General features: G+C 69.4%; 16 protein-coding genes and 2 pseudogenes. 11 read left to right on the plus strand and 7 right to left on the minus strand.

Going from position 1 to position 15924, the window contains the following annotated elements:
* Window positions 1-32 precede the first annotated feature (32 nt).
* Together QQJ79_RS06425 and pgsA are read left to right on the plus strand one after the other, a co-directional pair.
* Complete coding sequence (locus tag QQJ79_RS06425; protein WP_284222095.1) at window positions 33-659, plus strand: carbonic anhydrase; 627 nt, start codon at window positions 33-35, stop codon at window positions 657-659.
* 70 nt (window positions 660-729) lie between these two features.
* Window positions 730-1365 carry a CDP-diacylglycerol--glycerol-3-phosphate 3-phosphatidyltransferase gene (gene pgsA, locus QQJ79_RS06430; RefSeq protein ID WP_284222096.1) on the plus strand — a complete coding sequence of 212 codons (636 nt, stop codon included), beginning with the start codon at window positions 730-732 and terminating at the stop codon, window positions 1363-1365.
* A gap of 176 nt (window positions 1366-1541) precedes the next feature.
* Here the strand turns inward: pgsA and QQJ79_RS06435 are convergent, their stop codons facing one another.
* The 3 genes and pseudogenes from QQJ79_RS06435 to QQJ79_RS06440 form a co-directional block, all read right to left on the minus strand.
* Window positions 1542-3614 carry a S46 family peptidase gene (locus QQJ79_RS06435; protein ID WP_284222097.1) on the minus strand — a complete coding sequence of 691 codons (2073 nt, stop codon included), beginning with the start codon at window positions 3612-3614 and terminating at the stop codon, window positions 1542-1544.
* Between the two features lie 11 nt (window positions 3615-3625).
* Window positions 3626-3789: pseudogene (locus QQJ79_RS16055) on the minus strand (hypothetical protein); the annotation flags it as partial.
* A gap of 14 nt (window positions 3790-3803) precedes the next feature.
* Complete coding sequence (locus tag QQJ79_RS06440) at window positions 3804-5873, minus strand: S46 family peptidase (RefSeq protein WP_284222098.1); 2070 nt, start codon at window positions 5871-5873, stop codon at window positions 3804-3806.
* Between the two features lie 193 nt (window positions 5874-6066).
* Here QQJ79_RS06440 and QQJ79_RS06445 point away from each other — a divergent pair, with 193 nt between their 5' ends.
* Genes QQJ79_RS06445 through QQJ79_RS06455 form a run of 3 tightly spaced genes read left to right on the plus strand, consistent with a single transcriptional unit; the run spans window position 6067 to window position 9025 of the window.
* Complete coding sequence (locus QQJ79_RS06445) at window positions 6067-7239, plus strand: ABC transporter permease (RefSeq protein ID WP_284222099.1); 1173 nt, start codon at window positions 6067-6069, stop codon at window positions 7237-7239.
* Window positions 7236-7988, plus strand: coding sequence for an ABC transporter ATP-binding protein (locus QQJ79_RS06450; RefSeq protein WP_284222100.1), 753 nt, complete (start codon window positions 7236-7238; stop codon window positions 7986-7988). The genes QQJ79_RS06445 and QQJ79_RS06450 overlap by 4 nt, the downstream gene beginning before the upstream one ends.
* 20 nt (window positions 7989-8008) lie before the next feature.
* Window positions 8009-9025, plus strand: a complete 1017-nt coding sequence (locus tag QQJ79_RS06455; protein WP_284222101.1) for an HlyD family secretion protein — start codon at window positions 8009-8011, stop codon at window positions 9023-9025.
* A gap of 127 nt (window positions 9026-9152) precedes the next feature.
* On the opposite strand, the gene QQJ79_RS06460 is transcribed toward QQJ79_RS06455, so the two are convergent.
* From QQJ79_RS06460 to QQJ79_RS06470, 3 genes are all read right to left on the minus strand, one after another.
* Window positions 9153-9950, minus strand: coding sequence for a crotonase/enoyl-CoA hydratase family protein (locus QQJ79_RS06460; RefSeq protein WP_284222102.1), 798 nt, complete (start codon window positions 9948-9950; stop codon window positions 9153-9155).
* 37 nt (window positions 9951-9987) lie between these two features.
* Window positions 9988-10317 (minus strand): hypothetical protein, encoded by a 330-nt coding sequence (locus QQJ79_RS06465; RefSeq protein WP_284222103.1) that lies wholly within the window; start codon window positions 10315-10317, stop codon window positions 9988-9990.
* A gap of 144 nt (window positions 10318-10461) precedes the next feature.
* On the minus strand, window positions 10462-10617 hold the full coding sequence (locus QQJ79_RS06470) for a hypothetical protein (RefSeq protein ID WP_284222104.1): 156 nt from the start codon (window positions 10615-10617) through the stop codon (window positions 10462-10464).
* A gap of 153 nt (window positions 10618-10770) precedes the next feature.
* On the opposite strand from QQJ79_RS06470, the gene QQJ79_RS06475 reads away from it, so the two are divergent.
* Window positions 10771-10989 (plus strand): DUF1289 domain-containing protein, encoded by a 219-nt coding sequence (locus tag QQJ79_RS06475; protein WP_284222105.1) that lies wholly within the window; start codon window positions 10771-10773, stop codon window positions 10987-10989.
* Window positions 10990-11181: 192 nt separating this feature from the next.
* Window positions 11182-11715, plus strand: coding sequence for a retropepsin-like aspartic protease family protein (locus QQJ79_RS06480; RefSeq protein ID WP_284222106.1), 534 nt, complete (start codon window positions 11182-11184; stop codon window positions 11713-11715).
* A 106-nt stretch (window positions 11716-11821) separates the two neighbouring features.
* Here the strand turns inward: QQJ79_RS06480 and QQJ79_RS06485 are convergent, their stop codons facing one another.
* Complete coding sequence (locus QQJ79_RS06485; protein ID WP_284222107.1) at window positions 11822-12658, minus strand: sulfite exporter TauE/SafE family protein; 837 nt, start codon at window positions 12656-12658, stop codon at window positions 11822-11824.
* Between the two features lie 243 nt (window positions 12659-12901).
* Between QQJ79_RS06485 and QQJ79_RS06490 the strand changes: the two genes are divergently transcribed.
* From QQJ79_RS06490 to QQJ79_RS06505, 4 genes and pseudogenes are all read left to right on the plus strand, one after another.
* Window positions 12902-13405: a hypothetical protein gene (locus QQJ79_RS06490; RefSeq protein ID WP_284222108.1), complete on the plus strand. Its 504-nt coding sequence runs from the start codon at window positions 12902-12904 to the stop codon at window positions 13403-13405.
* Between the two features lie 360 nt (window positions 13406-13765).
* Window positions 13766-14080, plus strand: a complete 315-nt coding sequence (locus tag QQJ79_RS06495; protein ID WP_284222109.1) for a hypothetical protein — start codon at window positions 13766-13768, stop codon at window positions 14078-14080.
* 57 nt (window positions 14081-14137) lie between these two features.
* Window positions 14138-15391, plus strand: a complete 1254-nt coding sequence (locus tag QQJ79_RS06500) for a TolC family protein (protein WP_284222110.1) — start codon at window positions 14138-14140, stop codon at window positions 15389-15391.
* A pseudogene (locus QQJ79_RS06505) lies at window positions 15388-15924 on the plus strand (efflux RND transporter periplasmic adaptor subunit); the annotation flags it as partial. The gene QQJ79_RS06500 and the pseudogene QQJ79_RS06505, both read left to right, overlap by 4 nt.

The following is a 15924-nucleotide window of genomic DNA, read 5'->3' on the forward strand; positions in this document are numbered from 1 at the left end:
CCCCGCCCGAACGGATTGCCTATACCGACCCCATGACCGACGAATCCCGCGACGCCCTGCTCTCCGGCTATCGCCGCTTCCGTGAGGACCATTGGCCCGAGGCGAGGGCGCAGTACGAGGCGCTCGCCGCCGACGGCCAGAAGCCGCACACGCTCGTGGTCGCCTGTTCCGACAGCCGCGCCGACCCGGCCCTGATCTTCGATACGGCGCCGGGCCAGCTGTTCGTGGTCCGCAACGTCGCCAACCTGGTCCCGCCCTATGAGCCGGACGGCCACCTGCACGGCGTCTCGGCGGCGCTGGAGTTCGGGGTCAAGGTGCTGAACGTCTCGCGCATCATGGTCATGGGCCACGCCCACTGCGGCGGGGTCAACGCCATGCGCTACGGCGCCCCCGACAACTGCCAGGACTTCGTCGCCCCCTGGGTGGCCCAGGGCGCGCCCGTGGTGCGCCGGGTCTGCGAGGCATGCGCGCCGGAGGAGGCGGAGCGGGCGGCCGAGGAGGCCGTGGTCCGCCTGTCATTGCAGAACCTGCGCACCTTCCCCTGGATCGCCGAGCGCGAGGCCGCGGGAACCCTGGCGCTCAGCGGCGTCCATTTCGGCATCGCCGACGGCGTCCTGCGCTCGCTGCGCGACGGCGCCTTCGTGTCCCTGGCCGAGTAGGCGACAGGCAACTGTCTCGCTTCAGGGAGCGAAGCGTGGCAGATCGCGTTGAGGTATTCGGAGCGCCCAGATGACACCCAATCCCCACGCCAATCCCATCCCGAACATCCTGACCGGCCTGCGGCTGGTCGCCGGGGTGATCATGTTCCTGATCCTGGCGGGGGCGGCGCCGCAGGGCATTCCCTTCATGTCGGAGTATCTGAGCCCGGACGACCAGTTCCGCTTCGGGCGCACGGCCTTTGTCATCTTCATGGTCGCGGCCTCGACGGACTGGGTCGACGGCTTTCTCGCGCGGCGCTGGCATTCAACGACCCGCTGGGGCGCCATCCTCGATCCGATCGCCGACAAGGTGCTGATCACCGGCGCCATTCTCGGCGTCCTCGCCTGGGGCGCCCTGCCGCAGATCGCCATCCCCTGCGGCCTGATCCTGTTCCGAGAGTTCGCCGTCTCGGCCCTGCGCGAGACCGTCGCCGGCAAGGTCAAACTGCCGGTCACCCTGCTGGCCAAGTGGAAGACCGTCCTGCAGATGGTGGCCCTCGGCGCCCTGCAACTCGTTCTTCTCTGGGACGGCTTCGGCCTGCCGCTGGAATGGCAGCCGCATTTCCAGACGTTCGCCTACGTCCTGATCTGGATCGCCGCCATCGTCACCGTCTGGACCGGCTGGCAGTATTTCGCCAAGGCCCAGCAGAAGATGAGCCAGATCTAGGGGCGCGGCTCCAGAGGCTGGCGCGCTTCCTGTCCCGGTTACGGCGGCTGGGAAGTGGCCAGTGGCTAGTGGTTAGTGGTTAGTGATTGCTGCTTCGGCAGAGGCGGAAGGGCGGCGCCGATAGCGCCATCGCCCCGGCGTAAGCCAACCACTGGCCACTAGCCACTGCGTCCGCGTCAGCGGACGCCCAGCTCCCGCACCAGCCCGTCCATCCCGTACACATCCCGCAGCGCCGTGGTCACGGCGCCGGTGGTCACGATCACCGAGCGGTTGACGTTGCGGTCATAGCCGTAGGCGTTGCGCTGGGTCAGGACGGTGGAGTCGAAATTGGCCCCCAGGATCTCGCCCGCCGCATTGACGACCGGCGAGCCTGACGAGCCGCCGATGGTGTCCGAGGACAGGGTCATGTTCATCACCGTGTCGCCGTCGATCCGCTCGCGCGCGGCCAGCAGCCGCGGGGCGACGTCGAACGGCGGGGCGCCGGTCGCCCGGTCCCACAGGCCGTCGAAGGTGGTGAAGGGGCCCCAGCGCTGGCCGGGCACGTCCGAGCCCTCGATCTTGCCGTAGGTCAGCCGCAGCGTGCCGGTCGCGTCCGGATAGACGCTGTCGCCATAGGCCTGGAAGCGCAGGGTCGACAGGCGCTCCGAGGCGCGGTCGGTCGGGGCCTGGACCTTTTCCTCCCACTCCGAGCGGATGGCGCGGGTCTCGTCCTGGATCGCCAGCAGATACTGGATCAGCGGGTCCTGCGAGGCCTCGACGGCGGCCAGTCCGCCTTCCCACAGGGCGCGGCGCACGGCGGGATCGGCCAGGGTCGTGCCCTCGATCAGCCGGGCCGACAGCTGTTCAGGCGACTCCCGTCCCAGCAGGCCGCGCACCGACGGATGGTCGACCGTCAGCCACTCGCGGGTCTTGGACAGCCACCACTCCATCCGCACCTGCTCGAGGCCCGGATAGACCGGCCGCTCGGCGAACAGGCCGGACTGGACGCCCGACAGGCGGCTGTCGGCGTATTCCGGAAGCCGCTCGGCCGAGGGCTTGGCCCGCTCCTGCGCCCCGCGCACCAGCGTCCGGGCCCAGCTGAACAGCTGCGAGCCGCCGGCGACCGGCGTGGTCCCCATGCCGGTGCCGCCCTCCAGCAGCGCCATGGCGGGATAGAGGTCGCGCACGATCGGCTGGGCCGCGCCCAGCGTCGTCCACGGATTGGCGTCGCCGGCGCCGGCCTCGGCGCGGGCGCGGAAGTCGGTTTCCTGTTCGGCCTTCATGGCCATGAATCCGGGGTCGGTCAGGGCCCGCATCCGGCCCAGCCCGCGCTTGTAGGTGTTTTCCAGGCTGACGATCGGATCCATGGCCTCGAAGGCCTGCCGCTCGCCCTCCTGCGAATAGCGGATCAGCCGCCCGCGCAGCTCGGACGCCAGCAGCTGGTCCATCGGCAGGACCACGTCGCGGATGGTGAACAGCTGGTCCTGGGTCAGCAGCCGCTGCGTCGCGCCGGGGCTGCCCGTGACGAACACCGGCGTGCCCTCGACGGGCTGTGAGGCGTTCCAGACGAAATGGGTCGGCGTCGCCGCCGGGGCGTCGTTCTCGTACAGCCGGATGAAGGCGGCATCGATGGCGAAGCGGGGGAAGCTGAAATTGTCCAGATCGCCGCCGAAGGTCGCCGCCCGGTCCTCGGGCGCGAAGGCCAGCCGGACGTCGCTGTACTTCTTGTAGGTGTAGAGCTTGAACTGGCCGCCGCGGTACAGGCTGACCACCTGACAGCGTTTGCCGGCGTCTCCGCCGCAGGCTTCCTGCTCGATCCGGCCCGCCTCGGCGTCGCGCGCCCGGGTGAAGGCCTGGCCCTCGAGGCCCGCGCCGGCGGCGTGCATCCGCTCGGTGACATCCGTGATGTCGGTCAGGATTTCCGCCGTCCCGCCCGGGCATTTGCGCTCTTCCTCGCGCGTGCGGGGGGTGAAGCCGGTCTCGGCGTAGTTCACCGCCTGGGTCGACAGATTGGCCACGCAGGTGGCGACGCAGTGGTTGTTGGTCATCACCAGCCCCTCGGCCGAGACCACGCCCGCCGAACAGCCGCCGAACTTGACCGAACTCAGCCGCACCCGGTCCAGCCAGGCCTGGTCGATGTTGGTCCCCAGCGTGGCGTTGGCCCGCGCGATAGGGAAGTTGTCGAAGGTCCACATGCCCTCTTCCGCGCTGGCGCTGGAGGCGGCGAATGCGAGGACGACGAACGAGGCGGCGGCTGTGAGGTGACGCATGTTTTACTCCTTCCTTCTCCCCTTGCGGGAGAAGGTGGCCCGCGCAGCGGGTCGGATGAGGGGTCGTGCCGGCGTCGGCCAGCGGGCGAACGGACCATGAATGACGAAGGGGTCGCCCGGCAAGACCGGAGCGACCCCTCATCCGTCAGGCTTCGCCTGACACCTTCTCCCGCAAGGGGAGAAGGACGCTTACTCCACCCCCAGCTCTTCCAGCAGGTGCGGGCTCGGATAGATGTTGCGCAGGGCTTCGGTGATCGCCGCCGTCGACACCGACACCGTCCGGTTCAGTTCCCCGTCATAGCCATAGGCGCCGCCCAGCGAGTGGATGTTGCCGTCGAAGGCCGCGCCGATGACTTCGCCGGCGGCGTTGATCACGGGCGAGCCCGAGTTGCCGCCGATGATGTCGTTGGTCGAGGTGAAGTCGAACACCGTGTCCTTGTTGACCCGGCTTTCGTTGTCGATGAAGGCCTGGGCCGCGTTGAACGGCTCCGCGCCCGTCGCCCGCTCGTACAGGCCGCCCATATAGGTGAAGGCCGGCACGGTGACGCCGCGATAGCTCCAGCCCGCGACCTGGCCGTACGACAGGCGCAGCGAGAAGGTGGCGTCGGGATACTGGTTGGTGCCGTAGACCGCGAACCGGGCCTGGGCGACCTTTTCGGCCGCGCGGGCGGTCGGGGCGTTGACCTCGGCGGCCCAGCGCGCGCCGATCGCCGAGGCGGCGGCGTCATTGGCGATGATGAAGGCCAGCAGCGGATCGGCGGCCGCCATCTGTTCCGTGGTCATCGCCGCGGCCTGGGCGCGGAAGGCGGCGTCGCCCATCCGGGTGCCCGAGATCAGCCGGTCGGCCAGCGCTTCCGGGCTCTCGCGGCCCAGCAGCGTCTTCACGTCCGGATGATCGACCGTCAGATATTCGCGGGTCTTGGACAGCCAGTAGCGGAGGCGGATTTCCTCCATCTCCATCGAGATCGGCGTCTCGGCGCCCACGGTGGCGACAAGACGCGCGCGCTGCGCCTCGGTCATCGTCGTATTCTTCGACGCCCGCACGATGGCGCGGGCCATCTGGTACAGGGTCGAGCCGCCGCCGGCGGCCTGTTCCAGCTGCCGGACCGGCAGGTACAGCTCGCGCGCGGTCGCCTGCACCCGCTCGAGGTCGGCCCACGGGTCGCCGATCTGCTGGACCAGGTTGGGATCGGCGGCCACCCGGGCGCGCAGCTCGGTCTCGGCTTCGCGTCGGGCGCCGAGGAACTCGGGATCCAGCAGGGCCTGATGTTGGCCGTACTGGGCCTTGAAGCCGTTCTCGAGACCGAAGATCGGGTCGAACGACACGCGCTTGGCTTCGTCGCCGGTCAGCGAATATTCGAGCAGCCGGCCGCGCAGCTCCGAGCTCTGGATCAGGGTGATCGGCAGCTGCTGGTCACGCAGGCGCTCGAGCTGGCTCATCGTCAGCAGGCGCGAGGTCGAGCCGGGGTTGCCGGCGACGAAGACCGGGTCGCCCTCGGCCGGGGCGTTCGGGTTCCAGCGCAGGAAGCCGGGGCTCTCGACCGGACGGCCGTCCTCATAGGCGCGCAGGAAGCCCGCATCGAGGGCGTAGCGCGGGAAGTTGAAATTGTCGGGGTCGCCGCCGAAGAAGGCCGCCTGGTTCTCGGGGGCGAACACCAGCCGGACGTCTTCATAACGGCGGAATTTGTACAGGGCGAACCGGCCGCCGCGGTAGAAGCTGATGACCTGGCAGTTGAACTTCGGATCGCCGGCGCAGGCCTCGGTCTGGATCGCATTGGTCGCGGCCGTGCGGGCCGCGTTGAAGGCCGCGCCTTCCAGGCCGACGCCGGCGCCCAGCACCCGGTCGGTCACATCGACGATGTCGACCAGCACCTCGGCGGTCTGGCCGGGGCAGCGCTTCTCTTCCTCGCGGTTGGCGGTCAGGAAGCCGTTCTTCACATAGTCCTGCTGGGGCGACGACAGCTCCTGGGCGCAGCCGACGACGCAGTGCCAGTTGGTCAGGATCAGACCCTGGTCGGACACGAAGGAGGCCGAACAGCCCTGGATGCGGACGGCGGCGTTGCGGACGCGGTCCAGCCACGCCTGGTCGATCCGGGTGCCGTATTTGTCATTGACCATCTGGATCGGGAAATTGTCGAACGTCCACATGCCTTCATCGGCGCGGGCGGTGGAAGGCGTGGCCATCAGGGCCAGCACGCCGGCGACAGCGGCGATCGAGGCGGTCGCCGACACGGCGGCGCGGAGCGAACGAAGCAGCATTCTGCGAAATCTCCCAGGGTGTCGGCGGATGTCGCCGATCGTTGTCATCTGCATAGACACGATGAACGGTTTTCGTCCATCGCCGCGCGCCGGCTTACAAATCCGTAACGGTGATCGCCTTACCCCGATTTAACTTGGCCCCGCTCCCTTGCATCGTCAGATAGCTGTCAACGTCAGGGGTCTTTCCGTTTCCATGTCGCTTGCACTTTCAACCCTTCTCTATGAGTGGCGGCGCTATATGGCCGCCGTCATGGCCCTGGCCCTGTCAGGCCTGCTGGTGCTCGCCATGACCGGCGTCTTCATCGGCATCGGCAAGGGCTTCACCGCCACGATCGAGCGGTCCAGCGCCGACATCATCATCATGCAGCCGGGCGCCACCAGCCTGATGGGCGGCCCCTCGGGCGTGCCGCGCCGCTTCATCCCCCTGGCCTATCGCAATCCGCAGGTGATCGAGGTTCAGCCGCTGGACGGCGCCGGCGGCTCCTTCCAGTCGGTCAAGAACGTCGACCCCACCATGTCCCAGGCCGAACGGGCCCGTCAGGGCGCGCCGAAGCAGGAATTCGTCCAGGCCAGCATCATCGACACCACGCCCGGCGCCGTCACCATTCCCACCGACTATTCCCAGGAGCTGGTCGACGCCCTGCGCCAGCCCTACACCGTCGCCATCGACGAAACGGCCGTCACAAAACTCGGCGTCAAGCTCGGCGACCGGGCCCTCTACAACGGTCAGACCGTCACCGTGGTCGGCATCACGCGCGGCTATCCGAACATGATGCAGGCCAATATCGTCATGTCGCGCGACACCCTGCGGATGCTCGGCCAGGCCGATACCGGCCCGCGGGTCGGGCCCCTGATGATCAAGCTGCGCGATCCGGCCCAGGCGACGGTCGTCGCCGCCCAGCTGAACGCCCTCGGCGAAGGCCAGTGGAAGGCATGGACCCGTCAGGAGCTGGCCGACGCCAACGCCGGCGCCATGTTCGAGGAAGGCATTCTCGTGATCATCATCGGCGGCTGCGTGGTGCTGGGCACCATCATCGGCGTGGCCATCACCTGGCAGACCCTGCGCGGCGCCATCATGGCCAATATCAAGGAGTTCGCCTCGCTGCGGGCCCTCGGCGTCGGCATGGGCTCGCTCAATCGCATCGTCATGGAGCTCAGCTTCTGGGTCGGCCTCGTCGGCGTCGCCGCCGCCATCGGCCTCACCCTGCTGGTGCAGATGCTGGCCATGGCCAACGCCGTGATCATCGCCCTGCCGCCGATCCTGCTGCTCATCGTCGGCGGCGGCCTCGTCGTCATCGCCATGCTGTCGGGCCTGCTGTCCCTCGGCATCCTCAAGAACAGCCAGCCCGCGGACCTGCTGCGATGAGCAAGACCAGCACCCACGGCAAGCACGGCGACTTCGCGATCGAGGCCAAGGGCCTGGTGAAGCGATTCAAGTCCGGCAAGGCCTTCATCGAGGTCCTGAAGGGCGTGGATTTCGACGCCCGCCACGGCGACCTGACCATGGTCATGGGTCCCTCGGGCTCGGGCAAGTCGACCCTGATCGCCGCCCTGTCCGGCCTGCTGCGGCCCGAAGAGGGCCGGGTGGACACCCTCGACGTCGACGACCTCTGGAAACTGTCGTCGGGCAAGATCGACAAATTCCGCCTCGACCACTGCGGCTTCATCTTCCAGGGCTTCAACCTCTTCCCCGCCCTGACCGCCCTGCAACAGGTCGAGGTGGTGCTGAAATTCCAGGGCCTGTCCAAGGGCGACGCCAAGCGCCAGGCGACCGCGACGCTCAAGGAAGTCGGCCTCGGCAACCGCCTCGGCCAGCGGCCCTCGGCCCTGTCGGGCGGCGAGAAGCAGCGCGTCGCCATCGCCCGCTGTCTGGCCAAGAACCCGCAGATCCTGTTCGCCGACGAACCGACCTCCGCCCTCGACGGCGAGAACGGCCAGATCGTCATCCGTCTGTTGCGCCGGGCCGCCACTGAACACGGCGCCGCCGTCATCTGCGTGACCCACGACCCTCGCCTCGAGGAATGGGCCGACCGCGTCATCAAGATCGAAGACGGCGTGATCATCGACGACCAACGCCGCACCCCCAATCCCGACGCCACGCTGGCCTCGCACTGAACCGTCCCAGGAACTACGTCATGCCCGCCTTCCTCAAGAAAAAATGGCTCTGGATCGGCCTCGTGCTGATCGTCGTCGTCATCGTCGGCTTCACCTTCATGCAGAACGCCGGCAAGGCGAAGAAGGCCGAGGAAGAGAAGGCCGCCGCCACCCGGGTCGAAAGCCCCTATGCGGCCATCGCCAACGGCAAGGTCGATGTCGAGGGGGGCATCATCCAGATCGCGGCCCGCCGCGGCGGCGTCGTCCGCGAGGTGCTGGTGCAGGAGGGCGACCGCGTCGTCGCCGGCCAGATCCTCGCCCGTCAGGAAGACGACGAGCCCCGTCTGGCCCTGCAGAGCGCCAACGCCGACGTCGCCCAGGCCGAAAGTCAGCTGCGACTGATCCAGGTCGACATCCGCACCGCCCAGCGCGAGCACGACCGCCTCGCCCGTCTGGTCGAGTCCAACTTCGTCGCCGCCTCGCGCATGGACCAGGCCCGCGACGCCATCGCCACCGCCCAGGCCCGGCTCGGCTCGCAGCAGGCGGCCGTCCAGACCGCCCGCGCCCGCCGCGACCAGGCCGCCTACAATGTCGAGCTGACGGTGATCCGCGCGCCCCAGTCGGGCCGTATCGTGCGCCGCTACGCCAACCCCGGCGCCGGCGCCTCGACCCTGAACGTGTCCAACATGTTCGACCTCGAGCCCGACGCCCCGCGCATCGCCCGCGCTGAGATCGTCGAGAGCGACATCCCCAACATCACCCCCGGCCAGGCCGTGGAGATCACCCCCGAGGGCGATCCGTCCAAGGTCTATGTCGGCGCCGTCCTGCGCCGCGCCGCCGTCTTCGGCGCCCGCAAGCTGGCCTCTGACGATCCGTCGCAGCGTTCGGACGAGCGCGTGGTCGAGGTCGTCGTCACCGCCGGCGACGCCCCCCTGCTGATCGGCCAGCGCGTGCTGGTGAAATTCATGAAGCCCGGCGAGACCGCCGGCGCCCCCCGCGCCGCCGCCGTCGGCGTCCCCGCCGGCCGCGCCATGCGGGCTCCCGCGCAGGCGGGGTAGGCGTGATTAGTGGCTAGTGGCTGGTGGCTAGTGATTGCAGCCTCATCGCCTGCGGGAGGCGGCGCGGTCCGCGCTCGCGCACCGGCGGCGGCCAGCCACTAATCACTAGCCACTAGCCACTACCCACTCACCCGCCGGTGAAGCTCGCCCCCCGCTTCTCCAGCGCCGCCGTCACCCCTTCCAGATGGTCCTCGCTCAGGTGCGCCAGCGCCTGCATCGAGGCGGTCATCTCGAGGATCTGGTCGAAGGTCGCGTCGCGGCCCTGGCGCAGCAGGGCCTTGGTCATGCGCAGGGCCTGGGGCGCGCGTGAGGCCACCTCCTCCGCGATCGCCATGGCCTCGGCCATCAGCGCTTCGGGCGCGACCACCCGGCTGACCAGCCCCCACTCCATCGCCGTCGGCGCATCCAGCACCCGGGCGGTGAACAGCATTTCCGCGGCCCGCGCATAGCCGATGTTGCGCGGCATCAGCCAGGCGCCCCCGTCCCCCGGCAGTATGCCCAGCTTCAGGAAGGGCACGCCGAAACTGGCGGTCTCCGAGGCGATGCGGATGTCGGCCAGCCCGGCGATGTCGCAGCCCAGCCCCATGGCCGGCCCGTTCACCGCCGCGATCAGCGGAACCTCGAGCCCGTAGAGCGAGCGCACGATCCGGTGCACCACCCGGCGATAGCGCTCCCGGATCTCCGCCCCCGAGCCGGCGAACATGTCGCGCCGGTCCTTCATCGCCTTCAGGTCGCCGCCGGCCGAAAACGCCCGCCCGGCCCCGGTCAGGACCACGCAACGCACGCCCGGGTCCGCATTGACCGCCTCGCAGGCCGCCGCGAAGGCCTCGCCGTCCTCCAGGTCGGGCAGGGCGTTCAGCCGGTCGGGCCGGTCCAGGGTCCAGAGTTCGATATGGTCGCGGCGGTCTCGGCGGATCAGGGTCATCCGCCCGATGTGCCGCAGGCGCGTCCCCGCCGCAATGTCACGTCCGCGAGGGCTTGCCCGACAGCGACCACCAGGCCCGCATGCCGGCGGTGTCCGCGGCGTCTTCGGGCGGCGGTTCGATCGCCGCCTCGGCCGCGGCCAGGCTGACGAAGCTGCGCACCACCGCGGCGGACGGCGGCGCGGCCCAGTCCTCGTCGATGAAACAGGCCGGTTCGGCGGCGGGCGTTTCGTCACGCGCCCCAGGCGGCGCGGGGGTCGGCCGCACCGCCGCGGCCAGCGAAAAGTCCACCCCGCGGTCCTCGGACCAGCCGGTTCGCCATGGCCGCATGAGCGTCATGGCGACGAGCGTCGCCTTCAGCCTGAACATGGTCCCCACCCCTCGAGTAATTACTCTGGCACAGGTTGAGCGATCACGCGAATGACGAACCCTGACGGGTGAATTGCAAAGCCCCGGACCTTGCGGACCGGGGCTGTGTCGTCTGCGGCGCCGTGCGCCCGAAAGGCGTCGTGGCTAGTCGCGCTTGCGAAGCTTGATGGGCACGAAGTTCGACGGGTGGCTGACCACGCGGTCGCCGGCCCCATGGCCGTTCTTCGTATTCACCAGCATCCCGCCCCACAGGGCGAAGGACATCATGGCGTGCTGCAGATTGCGGTCTCGGTCTTTCATCTGGCGTCTCCTTTCGAGTGATTGATGAAAAGAGACGCGTCGTGCTTTTCGGGGATCTCACCGTCATAGTCGTTTCGCGTCATGGTCAAGCTAACGCCGTGACACGAAAATTGCAACCCATTTTACTCCGCTGCCGGACCATATTTCGCATTCATGTCATCAACTGTCGCTCAAGCGCCTCAGGGCCCGCCTCGCAGCATCGCCACGCCGTGCGTCAAGGTCTGCGTCGTCGACGGCGCCACCAGCCTCTGCCTCGGCTGCTGGCGCACCCTGTCCGAGATCGGCGGCTGGAGCGGGTTCACCGACGCGGAACGGGCGGCGATCATGGCGGAGCTGCCCGCGCGCGAAGCGCGCGGAGGGTGTGGGGCGTAGGGTGTGGGGTGAGGGGTGAGGGGTGAGGTGAAGGCCCGCGCGGACGTTTGCTTCGTTTCACACCCCACACCCCACACCCCACACCCTCTCTCCCCTTTAACCCCCCGCAAACCACGCCCCTTCACCGCATGCCAACCGCCGTGTGCGACAGGGGAGGGGCCGCAGAAGCGGCGCGTTCACGGCGAGCTGCGTATGCGTTTCGACCTTTCCTCCTTCGGAGTCATGGCCCTGGCCGTGGCGTCCGCCCTGACCACCGCCTGGTGGCTGAACCACGCCGACGCGCGGGGGCAGGCGCACGCCGCCACGCCCGCGGCCGTTTACGCCCCTGCCGACGCCCCTGCCCACGGCGGCCCGGCCCAGGTGCTCAAGGCGGCCGACGGCCATTACTGGGCTGACGCCCTGATCGACGGCCAGAACGGACCTCGGGCCGTGCGCGTCATGGTCGACACCGGCGCCAGCGTCGTGGTTCTGACCCCGGCCGACGCCGCCCGCCTCGGCCTGCGGCTCGGGACCGGCGACTTCTCCGCCACCGTCATCACCGCCTCCGGCCCCGTCCGCGCCGCCCCGGTCGCCCTGCGGACGGTGGCCGTCTCCGGCGCGCGCGTCGAACAGGTCGAGGCCCTGGTCGTCGAGCGCGGCCTGCCCCACAGCCTGCTCGGCATGAGCTACCTCGGCCGCCTGTCGTCCTTCAGCGCCACGCCGGTGGGGCTGACGTTGCGGCCGTAGGAGTGGCCAGTGGCCAGTGGCTAGGGAACTGCGGCGGCACGTCCGGTGGACGCCTTCGAACACCGGTGACTGATCCAGCGACCACTAGCCACTAACCACTGGCCACTCAAAGCGCCTTCACCACCACCGCCCCCGCCGTCACCAGCAGCCACACCGCGAACGCCCGTCGCAGCACGGCCCGGTCCAGCGAATGGGCCAGCTTCGCCCCCCAGGGCGCGACCGCCGTGGTCAGCACCGCCATCACCACCGCTCCCGGCACATTCACATAGCCCAGCGACAGCGGCGGCCGTCCGCCCGCGTCCCAGCCGAACACGACGAACCCCAGCGTCGCCGCCGCCCCGATGGCCAGGCCGAAGCCCGAGGCCGTCGCCACCGCCTGATGGATCGGCCGGCCGCACAGGGTCATCATCATGCCGCCGAAACTGCCGCCGCCGATCCCCATCATGGCCGACAGCCCGCCGATCACCGTCCCGGTGACGCGCCGCCCCCAGCCCTCCGGCAGGTCGCGCCTCAGCGTGACCCGCTCGGACAGCAGCCCCATCTGCGCCGCCACGACCAGCAGGCAGACGCCATAGACGATGGCCAGCCCCTGCATCGAGGTGAACCCGGCGACCGCCGCCCCGACCAGCGCCCCCGCCGCCACCCACGGCGTCCAGGTCTTCAGCACCGCCTCATCCACCGCGCCGTGGGCCCGATGGGCCCGCAACGACCGCCACGAGGTCGCGACGATGGTCAGCAGCGAGGTCCCGATCGCCGTATGCAGATTGCCCTCGCCCCCGACCCCCAGCACCTCGAAGGCATAGAACACTGCCGGCACGATCACCGTCCCGCCCCCGACCCCGAACAACCCGGCCACCAGCCCCCCGACCAGCCCGGCCGCCGTCAGGGCGGCGAGCAGGAGGAGGAGGTCGGGGAGGGGGAGGGGGCCGAAGAGCGCGGTCATGGGGCAGGGATAGCGCACACTGAACCCCTCTCCCATGGGGAGAGGGGCAGGGGTGAGGGGTTCCGGCGCCTGACACCGAAACCCCTCACCCTTTCGCGCAAGGACGATCGCTCCGCGCTCGTGCGCCCAAGCCCTCTCCCGCCGGGAGAGGGCGCACGGTCCTCCGCAACCTTCCCCGGCTATGGGTAGCAAACACACCTTGACAACCGAGACCGTGGGAACCCCTGCCTTTATGGTGAGGGCATGGCAAGTTCGATCATCCCTTTCGGCTCCGAGCATTCCGTCGCCCTTCACACCCTTGTCCGCAAACGCGCCGAGCTGGACGGGGAGTTGGAGCAACATCAACGGCTCATTCGCGACCTTCAGAAGGCGATCCAAAACCTGGACGCGGTCCTTGTCCTGCTCAAACCGGACATCGACATCGGCGAAATCGCCCCGAAGCGGGCCCGGCCGACCCACGCCGCCGCGCCGGGAGAGATCACCGGCATTGTCGTCGATTGTCTGAGAGAGGCCGAAGGACCGCTCACATCGAGAGCGCTGGCACAGGCGGTCGTTGAGCGGCGAGACCTCGATCCCGCAGACAAGAAGCTGGAAATCACGATGGCCAAACGCGTCCGAGCCTGTCTGAGGCCCTTACGACTGGCCGGACGAGTGCGCGCTGTGCCGATCGCGGGGGAACCGCAAGGTTGGGTTCTGGTCACCAAGCAGGCCAAGCATGCTGTTACTGTCCCGTTGGAGTTGGCCTAGTGAGCAGCCTGTCCTTCTTCCACGGAAACCAGCTCTGCCAGATCGCACCGGAGCGCGACGGCCGAGGGTTCATCGGGCTGCGAAACGGCCGAGTCGTCGCCACTGCGCCAGATCGCGCCAGTGTGGCTCGGGCATTGATCAAAGCGGCGCGCTGGCGAAAGGACTTGACGGATGTGGCGGTGGGCTCACCCGCAACGTGGGCGGTCGAAGAACAACGGCATGTCAGAGAGTCGTAGGGGCGTCTCGCCGCGAGCCCGGCCACTGCTAAAGGCCGCGTAGCTGCGACGATGGGCCGGTTGTGGCAGGCCCTATTCGTGCTACACGCACTCCATGGAACGACGGCAGGCCAGATATGGACTGATGTCGGCGCTGCTGGCGCTGATCCTGGCGGTGTTCGTGTTGATTCCGACAGCCGACGCGGCGACCTGCGCGATTGAAGCCGAGGCGTCCCATTCAGCGGCCCTCACTCTGGAAGACGCGGGCGACGAGCCGGTCGAACCCGCCGATCATGCGGCCTGTCCGCACGGGCACTGCCACCACGGCGGGACGACCGTGCCATCGTCGCCCCAGCACGCGTCCGCCGATCCGATCACCGCTCTGAGGCTGTTGCGACCGGCGTCCGAGCCCCTGGCATCTCGCGCGCCGAGCGGCCTGGAACGCCCTCCCAGAGCCTGACGATGCCCGGCGCCTTTTGGCGCGCGTGAATCGTTTGGAACTGCTGGGATTTGGAACATGCCACCCCTGAAATCTGGTCGGTCGCGTCTTGCGATCGGCTGCGCCGTGGTCGCGATGGCGACGGCGGTCACCGGCCCTGCCTGGGCCGATCCCGCGCCCTCTTTCGAGGCGTTGCTTGAACGCATCGGCCTGACACCGATGACCGTGGAGGCCGATGCGCTGCTCGACGCGGCCGAGGCGCGGGTCCGTCAGGCGCGGGTTCGCCCCAATCCGGTGTTGGGACTGGAGGCGGAGAACGCCTTCGGCACCGGCCCATTCCAAGGCTACGACAACGCCGAGACCACCCTCTCCCTGAGCCAGGACCTCGAACTGTGGGGCCGCCGCAGCGCTCGTGTCGGTGTCGCCCGTGCCGAAGCCGGGACCGCCGCCCTGCGCCGGGACCTCGCCGACGTCGAGGCGGCGAGCCGACTGGCTCTCGTCTATGCAGAGGCCGAAGCGGCCGAACGGCGGTTCCAACTGGCCGAGGAGGCGCTGACGGTGACCATCGCCGATACCCGCGCTGCCCTGATCCTGGTGGAGGAAGGCCGCGAGCCGCTTCTGCGCGGCATCCAGGGTGAGACGGAAGCGGCGGCGGCGCGCGCGACGCTGGACGAGGCGCAGGCGGAACGCGACGCGGCCTTCGCCCGTCTGACCGCAGTAGCCATGCTGCCAACGCCGGTCACCTCGATCGATACGAGTCTGCTGGATAGAACCCCGGCCGGTGTGACCGTCGCCGTCGGGGCGGCTCCCGAGGTTCTGGTCGCTGAGGCGGAACGCGCCGCCGCAGAGAGCCGCATCGAGGTCGAACGGGTTCGCGCCCGCCCCGACGTCACCGCCTCCGTGGGCATCCGGCGCTACGAAGCCGAGGACGCCACGGCCCTGACCTTCGGCGTCAGCATGCCGTTGCCGCTGTTCGACCGGAACCGGGGCGCCATCGACGCGGCACGCGCCGAGTTCCGGGCGGCCGAGGCCCGGCTGATCGGCGCCCGTCAGGAGGCCGAGGCGGACCGCAACGCCGCCGAGGCCCGGCTCCGGGCTTCGGCCAGCCGGGTCGCCGCCGCCGATGCCGGCGTGACCGCCGCCGAAGAGGCCTACCGCCTTTCCCGGATCGGCTTCGAGGCTGGGCGCATCTCCCAACTCGAACTTCGCTCTTCGCGCGCCGCCCTGATCAACGCCCGCAACGCCGCCGTGGACGCCCGCCTCGCTCGCGTCCGCGCCGAAATCGACCTCGCGCGCCTGCAAGGCCGCGCCCCGTTTGGAACACAGCCATGAACCGTATCCCTCAAATCAATCGAACTTGGCTCACGGCGGGGGTCGCCGCCGTCGTCGTCTTCGGCGGCGCTGGCATCTATGTCCTCACCCGCCCTGCGGCGGACCCGAGCGCCGCGGAGTCGGCTGAGGCCGAACACCTTGAAGAGGAAGGCGAGGAAGGCGTGCTCCTTCTGACGCCGGCGCAGATCGACGCTGCCCGTATCGCGGTAGTCGCGGTCACCGGCGGCGGCGGCAGCGAAACCCGCCTGTCCGGGCGGGTGGAACCCATGGTCGACGCTCGGGCGGCGGTCGCCGCCTCCGTGGGCGGCCGGGTCGAGCGGGTCCTGGTGGCGCCGGGACAGTCCGTCCGCGCCGGTCAGGCCCTGGCGGTATTGGTCAGCGGAGACGCGGCGGGGCTGCGAGCCGAGGTTGACGCCGCCCAGGCCAACGCGGTGGCCGCCGAGCAGGCCCACGAGCGCGAGGAAAGCCTCGCGGAGCAAGGCGTGGTGGCTGAGCGGGACGCCGAAATTGCCCACGCCCAGGCCCTGAGCGCC

The sequence above is a fragment of the Brevundimonas denitrificans genome (assembly GCF_030160755.1).
In the GTDB taxonomy this organism is placed as follows: domain Bacteria; phylum Pseudomonadota; class Alphaproteobacteria; order Caulobacterales; family Caulobacteraceae; genus Brevundimonas; species Brevundimonas denitrificans.